At 70.9% G+C, this 5,978-nt stretch carries 7 protein-coding genes; 2 read left to right on the top strand and 5 right to left on the bottom strand.

Annotation, left to right across the window (positions count from 1 at the left end):
* The first annotated feature begins 86 nt into the window (after window positions 1-86).
* Window positions 87-1,580, top strand: a complete 1,494-nt coding sequence (locus tag QN357_RS17285; protein ID WP_134561201.1) for an SDR family NAD(P)-dependent oxidoreductase — start codon at window positions 87-89, stop codon at window positions 1,578-1,580.
* Between the two features lie 62 nt (window positions 1,581-1,642).
* On the opposite strand, the gene QN357_RS17280 is transcribed toward QN357_RS17285, so the two are convergent.
* From QN357_RS17280 to QN357_RS17265, 4 genes are all read right to left on the bottom strand, one after another.
* On the bottom strand, window positions 1,643-2,788 hold the full coding sequence (locus tag QN357_RS17280) for an EAL domain-containing protein (protein WP_241975419.1): 1,146 nt from the start codon (window positions 2,786-2,788) through the stop codon (window positions 1,643-1,645).
* Window positions 2,789-2,793: 5 nt separating this feature from the next.
* The gene (locus tag QN357_RS17275) at window positions 2,794-2,985 is read right to left on the bottom strand and encodes a DUF1059 domain-containing protein (protein WP_241975418.1); all 192 of its coding nucleotides are present in this window, start codon (window positions 2,983-2,985) and stop codon (window positions 2,794-2,796) included.
* 129 nt (window positions 2,986-3,114) lie between these two features.
* Window positions 3,115-3,921: a GNAT family N-acetyltransferase gene (locus tag QN357_RS17270; protein ID WP_134561202.1), complete on the bottom strand. Its 807-nt coding sequence runs from the start codon at window positions 3,919-3,921 to the stop codon at window positions 3,115-3,117.
* A gap of 52 nt (window positions 3,922-3,973) precedes the next feature.
* Window positions 3,974-4,591, bottom strand: coding sequence for a GNAT family protein (locus QN357_RS17265; RefSeq protein ID WP_322135726.1), 618 nt, complete (start codon window positions 4,589-4,591; stop codon window positions 3,974-3,976).
* Between the two features lie 113 nt (window positions 4,592-4,704).
* Between QN357_RS17265 and QN357_RS17260 the strand changes: the two genes are divergently transcribed.
* Window positions 4,705-5,112 (top strand): VOC family protein, encoded by a 408-nt coding sequence (locus QN357_RS17260; RefSeq protein ID WP_134559773.1) that lies wholly within the window; start codon window positions 4,705-4,707, stop codon window positions 5,110-5,112.
* 77 nt (window positions 5,113-5,189) lie between these two features.
* Here the strand turns inward: QN357_RS17260 and QN357_RS17255 are convergent, their stop codons facing one another.
* Entirely contained in the window at window positions 5,190-5,888 is a 699-nt protein-coding gene (locus tag QN357_RS17255) for a helix-turn-helix transcriptional regulator (RefSeq protein WP_174774628.1), read from the bottom strand.
* Window positions 5,889-5,978 lie beyond the last annotated feature (90 nt).

Here is a 5,978-nt window from a genome sequence, read left to right as displayed (position 1 = left end):
GGGGCGCGCCCGGGGGGCGCGCCCCCCGCTTCTTCGTCAGGCGGTCCGCCCGGGCGGCGTCCGGGAGCGGCCCGTACTATTGACGGATGACCATCGAGCCTTCCGCAGAGTCCGTGCCCGTCCCGAGCATCGACCCCGGCGACCTCGAGACCGCCCTGCGAGTGCTCGCCTCCCTCGCCGCACTCGACCAGGAAGACCCGGACTTCGTCACCGTCCGGCAGGCGACCGCGAAGATGTTCAAGTCTGTCAAGCAGGTGCGCCGCGGCGAGAAGCGGGCCCTGATCGCGGAGGCCGACCGTGAGGTCATCGCGGCGACCGCGACCGGCGCCCCGACCCGGATCGACGACGAGACCGTCGGCGCCCAGCTGCGCCTCGGCACCGACCGGGCGTCGGCAGGCGAGCTTCTCGTTCCGCGGGCGTGCTACATCTGCAAGCAGAAGTACACCCTCGTCGACGCGTTCTACCACCAGCTCTGCCCGGCCTGCGCTGCGATGAGCCACGGGAAGCGCGACGCCCGCACCGACCTGACCGGCAAGCGCGCACTCCTCACCGGCGGCCGGGCCAAGATCGGCATGTACATCGCGCTGCGGCTGCTGCGGGACGGCGCCCACACCACCATCACGACCCGGTTCCCCCGGGACGCGGTCAGGCGCTTCACCGCGATGCCCGACTCCGGCGACTGGCTGCACCGGCTGCGGATCGTCGGCATCGACCTGCGCGACCCCGCCCAGGTGATCGGCCTCGCCGACTCCGTCGCGGCAGCAGGCACCCTGGACATCCTGATCAATAACGCGGCGCAGACCGTGCGCCGCTCCCCCGGTTCGTACTCGATGCTCGTCGAGGCGGAGTCTTCGCCGCTGCCGGCCGATTCCGTGCCCGAGATCGTCAGCTTCGGCCACACCAACGACGCCCACCCGAGCGCCCTCGCCGCCTCGGTGACGAGCCACCCGATCCTCGCCGCGGCGACCGTGTCTGCAACCGAAGCGCTCACCGCGGACGACCTCACCGCGCTCGCGCTCGCACCCGGCTCGTCCTCGCTCGCCCGGCACGCGGCCGGTACCGCGATCGACGCGGGCGGCCTCGTTCCCGACCTGCACTCCGCCAACAGCTGGACCGCCAACGTCGAGGACGTCGACCCGCTCGAGATGCTCGAGGTGCAGCTCTGCAACACGACGGCGCCGTTCCTGCTCGTGAGCCGTCTGCGGGCCTCGCTCGCGGCATCCACTGCCCGGCGCACGTACATCGTCAACGTGTCGGCGATGGAGGGCGTCTTCGGCCGCGGTTACAAGGGGCCGGGCCACCCGCATACGAACATGGCCAAGGCCGCGCTCAACATGCTCACCCGCACGAGCGCGAAGGAGATGCTCGGCGACGGGATCCTGATGACGAGCGTCGACACCGGCTGGATCACCGACGAGCGGCCGCACCCGACCAAGCTGCGCCTCGCCGAGGAGGGCTTCCATGCCCCGCTCGACCTCGTCGACGGTGCAGCGCGGGTCTACGACCCGATCGTGCGCGGCGAGGCAGGCGAGGACCTCTACGGCGTCTTCCTCAAGGACTACAAGCCCGCAGCCTGGTAGCCCGGGGGCCCGGCTGCACGGCTGCACGGCTGCCGCCGGAGGAGCGGGGCTGTCGACCGCACTCACGACCGGTCGGAACCGGCCACCGCGGTGACCAGACGTTCCAGGCGGGCGATGCCCGTGAAACGGCCGGCGTTGTCGGTCGCGAGGAGCGGATCGAACCTGCTCGTCTCGTCGCGGGTCATCGCGCGCTTGAGTGCCTCGGTGATGGGCGTGTCCAGGTTCACCCTGAGGCCCTGGCTCACGACCCCGAGCCGGGCGGATCCACCGCCGAGCGCCGCCACCGGGCGATGGTGCTCATCAATGAGCACAACGGAGCGCAGCCTCGGTTGTGCGCCGAAGGCGGCGGCGGCTGCTGCGACGCTTTCGACGGTCGGAACGACCTCGAGTACGTCCCGGATCACCGCGGCCGCGCTGGACACTCGTCGCGCGGCGAGGCGGAGCGCCACGTCGACGTCGATCCCGGCCCACGGCGGAGCCGGCCGCGCGAGCACGTAGCCCTGCAGGAGGGGCACCCCGAGGGCGACGAGCGCGTCGAGTTCCTCGACGGTCTCGACGCCTTCCCCGAGCAGCCACGCGTCGACCCGGCCCGCGAAGGTTCCGACCATTTCGACGAGCGCGAGTTTCGCCTCGTCACGATCGAGATCCTGGATCAGGGCCCTGTCGAGCTTGATCATCGAGGGGCGGAGCGAAAGCAGATGCCGCAAGCCGGCATACCCGGATCCGGCGTCGTCGACGGCGATCAGACCGCCCGCCGCACGCACCTCGTGGAGATAGGGCTCGAGGGACAGGTAGGACTCGATGGGCGCCTGTTCGGTCAACTCGATGATCAGGCCCCCGAGGTCACCCTCGTCCCGCCACACCTCGCGGACACTCTCGCACGACAGCAGGTCCGGCGACACGTTGAGGGTCAGGAAGCAGTTCCGCGGCAGGGTCGGGCGCGCCACGAGCGCCGTGCGCAGTGCGAGCACCTCGAGTTCTTCCGCCCGGCCGTGCGCGCGGGCTGCGGCGAACCAGCTCTCCGGGTTCCGCTCGGAGTATCCCGAGAACCTGGTCAGGGCCTCATACCCGACGATCACGCCTCTGGCGGAGTCGACGATCGGCTGGTAGACGCTCGACACACCCTCTCCCCGGCAGGCCGCGGCGAGCATGGAGTCCCAGCCTGCGTCGCCGGGGGCGCGATCGGCCCGAACGCGGTCGGCCGGCACGAGCGTCAGCCGACCGGGACGATGGTGGCGAGCACGGCCTGTTCGAGCTCTGGCGAGACCTCGCTCAATCCGTGCACGGCGGCGGCATGAGCCGACACCTGAAACAGGATTTCGTCATCCGTCGAGCACACCCAACGGGCCTCGCAGCCCGGCACCACATCTCCACAAGCAAACGATTTCACGAGCCCCACCCTCATCTAGATTGCAAGCATAAACGCATCCCGCCGACGGTCGTCGCCGCGCCATGCACTCGGAGACGCAGCCTCTCCGCCCACGATTATGTTCGGAGTGTGCGGCCGTGCGGATTGGATCGCCGGGAACCGGGTTCAGTCGTGCGTCGGGGTCCAGACGTATGGCGTTGTCGTCGTGACGGCCTCGAAGCCGAGGCGCAGCAGGATCGGCAGGCTGTCGTCCGAGGCGTCAACCTGGAGGTAGGGCACGCCGCGGCGGGCGGCGAGCTGCGCACGGGCGGCGACGAGGGCCCGGTAGACGCCCCTGCCGCGCCACTCGGCGAGGGTCGACCCGCCCCAGAGCCCGGCGAAATCGGTGCCGGGCTGGAATTCCAGGCGGGCGGACGAGACGAGCCGGTCCCCCGCCTCGGCGACGATGATCACGACGTCATCGCCCGCTTCCCGCACGCTCGACTCGAGGTCGTCGGCGAGCCAGGCATGGTCCTCGCCCCACACCTCGGTCTGCAGCGCGGCGATCCGCTCGAAGTCCGCTCGAGTCGTGACCCGGCGCAGGGTGATCCCCTCCGGCACTGTCGGGGCGGATGCGAGCGGCCCGGTCAGCCCGATCACGACGGTCTCGCGGTCCTCGGCCACAAAGCCCGCGGCCTCGAGCCGTTCGGGCAGGTCGGCGGGCAGGTCGTGGCTACGCGTCTTCCATTCGACGGGCTCGCCGCGGGCCGCGAAGAAGTCGCGGTGGCGGCGGATCAGGGCGTCGAGGTCCGCGCCACGCACGCCGACGTCCTGCGCCGTCTCGACGAAGCCGCGGGTGCGGCCGACGACCCGCAGCACGGGCCCCTCGAGCTCGTAGACGGGGGAAGCTGGCGGCACAGCGGGCACCCACAGGCGGAGCTGGTCGTCGTAGGCGGAGAGCAGGGCTGCTGCAGATGCGACGGTGGATGTCATTGGCGTCAGCCTACGACGCGGCGCGACCGCCGGCATCCGGTTCGGTCGGCGTTCACGCGCCCGGGGCTTCGGCGAGCGCTGCATACCGGGCGAGCCCCTCGCGGAGGCCGAGGCGCACGGCCGGCCACTCGGCAGCGATGATCGAGAACACCACGGTGTCGCGCACGGCGCCCTCCGGCCCGACGGAGTGGCTGCGGAGCACGCCGTCCTGCTTCGCACCGAGCGCTGCGATCGCGGCGCGGGACTGCCGGTTGTGCCAGTGCGTGCGGAACTCGACCGCGATGCAGTCGAGCTCCTCGAAGGCATACCCGAGCAGCAGCAGCTTCGCCTCCCGGTTGGCGCCGGTGCCCTGGGCGCTCTTTCCCAGCCACGTCGAGCCGATCTCGAGCCGCTGCTGGTCGGGGCTCGGGTGCATAAAGGTCGTCATGCCGACCATGGCCCCCGTCGAGGTCAGGCGGATGCCCCACGGCATCATCTGCCCGGACGCGGCGAGCGCGAGGCGCCGGTCGATCTCCGCGGCCATGGCCTCCGGCCGCGGGACCGCCGTGTACCAGGCACGCCACAGCTCGCCCTCCGCCACGGCGACGGCGAGTTCGGCCGCGTGCTCAGGGGCGAGTGGCTCGAGGGTGACGCGGGTTCCGGAGAGTCGGGGCGCTGCGGCGAATTCCATGCCTCGACCCTATTCGATCGGATTCTGCCGTTAAACACCGACAGGGGGTTGTCGCACGCGGGCTCGAGACTGGCTCCTGCCGGGATGCTCCCGGCCAGACAAGGACCGTACCGATGAACCTCGTATCCGTTCGATTGATCACCGACGACGTGAAGCGCCTTGTCGCCTTCTACGAACGCGCACTCCGCACACCGGCCAGCTGGTCGACCGATGACTTCGCCGAGATACGCACCCCGACGGGGACTCTGGCGATCGGCAGCACGCGGACCGTCGGCCTCTTCGGGCCCGGAGCCGCGCGCCCGGCCGACAACCACACCGCGATCATCGAGTTCCTCGTCGCGGACGTCGACGCCGAATACGCCAGGCTCTCCCCCTGGCTCACCGATGTCGTCACCGTGCCAACAACCATGCCCTGGGGCAACCGGTCCCTGCTGGTGCGCGACCCCGACGGTACTCTGCTCAACTTCTTCACACCCGTGACAGCGGACGCCGTCGCCAGGTTCGCCGGCCACGACCGGTAGGGCCGGGCTCAGACTCAGGCCCAGGGCCCTGGCCGCGATGCCGGCGTGTACACCGGCCACCTCCGTGTGCCCGTCGCCTACCCCAGGTCGAGCCGGGTGACGACGCCGTACGGGATGTCCAGATCGTCCCTGGCCAGCGGGCGGGGATCGGGCGTCTCTGCCGTCACCGACACGGACACGATCCGGTCGACGCGGAAGGCGCGCACGCCGTCGCGCAGCCGGCACCAGCCGAGCAGGTACCAGTGCGTCGGCGATCCGACGTAGCCGAGCGGTTCGACGTCGCGCCGGGTCAGGGCGCCTGCCGTGTCCCGGTAGGCGAGGCGCAGCACCCGGCCGGTCGACAGGGCGCTCGCCACGCTGTGCGGAACCGCCGGGAGCGGATGCCCGTCGCCGAGCAGGTGGATGCGCCCGGCCAGCTCCCGTGCGGCACGCGCGTCGTCAGCCTGCATCGCGGCCAGGAGTTTGGGCAGGGCGGAGCGTGCGGCGGCCCGGAACGGCGTTTCCTCGAGCAGTCGGAGACCGACGGAGAGGGCGACGGCCTCGTCCGGGGTGAGGTTCACCGGTGGAAGTGTCCGCCGCTGGTCCAGACAATAGCCGCCGGTGCGCCCGTGCTCGGCCCAGATCGGCACCCCGGACTGTTGCAGTGCACTGATGTCGCGCTCGATCGTGCGCGAGCTGATCTCGAAGCGCCCGGCCAGCCATCCCGCACTGCGTGGGCGTGGCGCGACCGCGCGCAGTTCCTCCACGATCGCATAGAGGCGGTCGGTCCGGTTCACGCCAGCCACTCTAACGGCAGGCACCGACCTTGCCGTCAAGGATCGGTAGGCTTAAGAGACCGGCCGTCTCTTATACACATCTGACGCTGC

This window comes from Cryobacterium sp. RTC2.1 (genome assembly GCF_035018685.1).
Classification (GTDB): domain Bacteria; phylum Actinomycetota; class Actinomycetes; order Actinomycetales; family Microbacteriaceae; genus Cryobacterium; species Cryobacterium glucosi.
This window is presented reverse-complemented; position numbering and strand designations above follow the sequence as displayed.

Excerpts from the sequence above, each read along its gene's own strand:
- QN357_RS17285 (WP_134561201.1), top strand. The coding sequence starts at position 87 with ATGACCATCGAGCCTTCCGCAGAGTCCGTGCCCGTCCCGAGCATCGAC.
- QN357_RS17275 (WP_241975418.1), bottom strand. The coding sequence starts at position 2,985 with ATGAGGGTGGGGCTCGTGAAATCGTTTGCTTGTGGAGATGTGGTGCCG.
- QN357_RS17270 (WP_134561202.1), bottom strand. The coding sequence starts at position 3,921 with ATGACATCCACCGTCGCATCTGCAGCAGCCCTGCTCTCCGCCTACGAC.
- QN357_RS17265 (WP_322135726.1), bottom strand. The coding sequence starts at position 4,591 with ATGGAATTCGCCGCAGCGCCCCGACTCTCCGGAACCCGCGTCACCCTC.
- QN357_RS17260 (WP_134559773.1), top strand. The coding sequence starts at position 4,705 with ATGAACCTCGTATCCGTTCGATTGATCACCGACGACGTGAAGCGCCTT.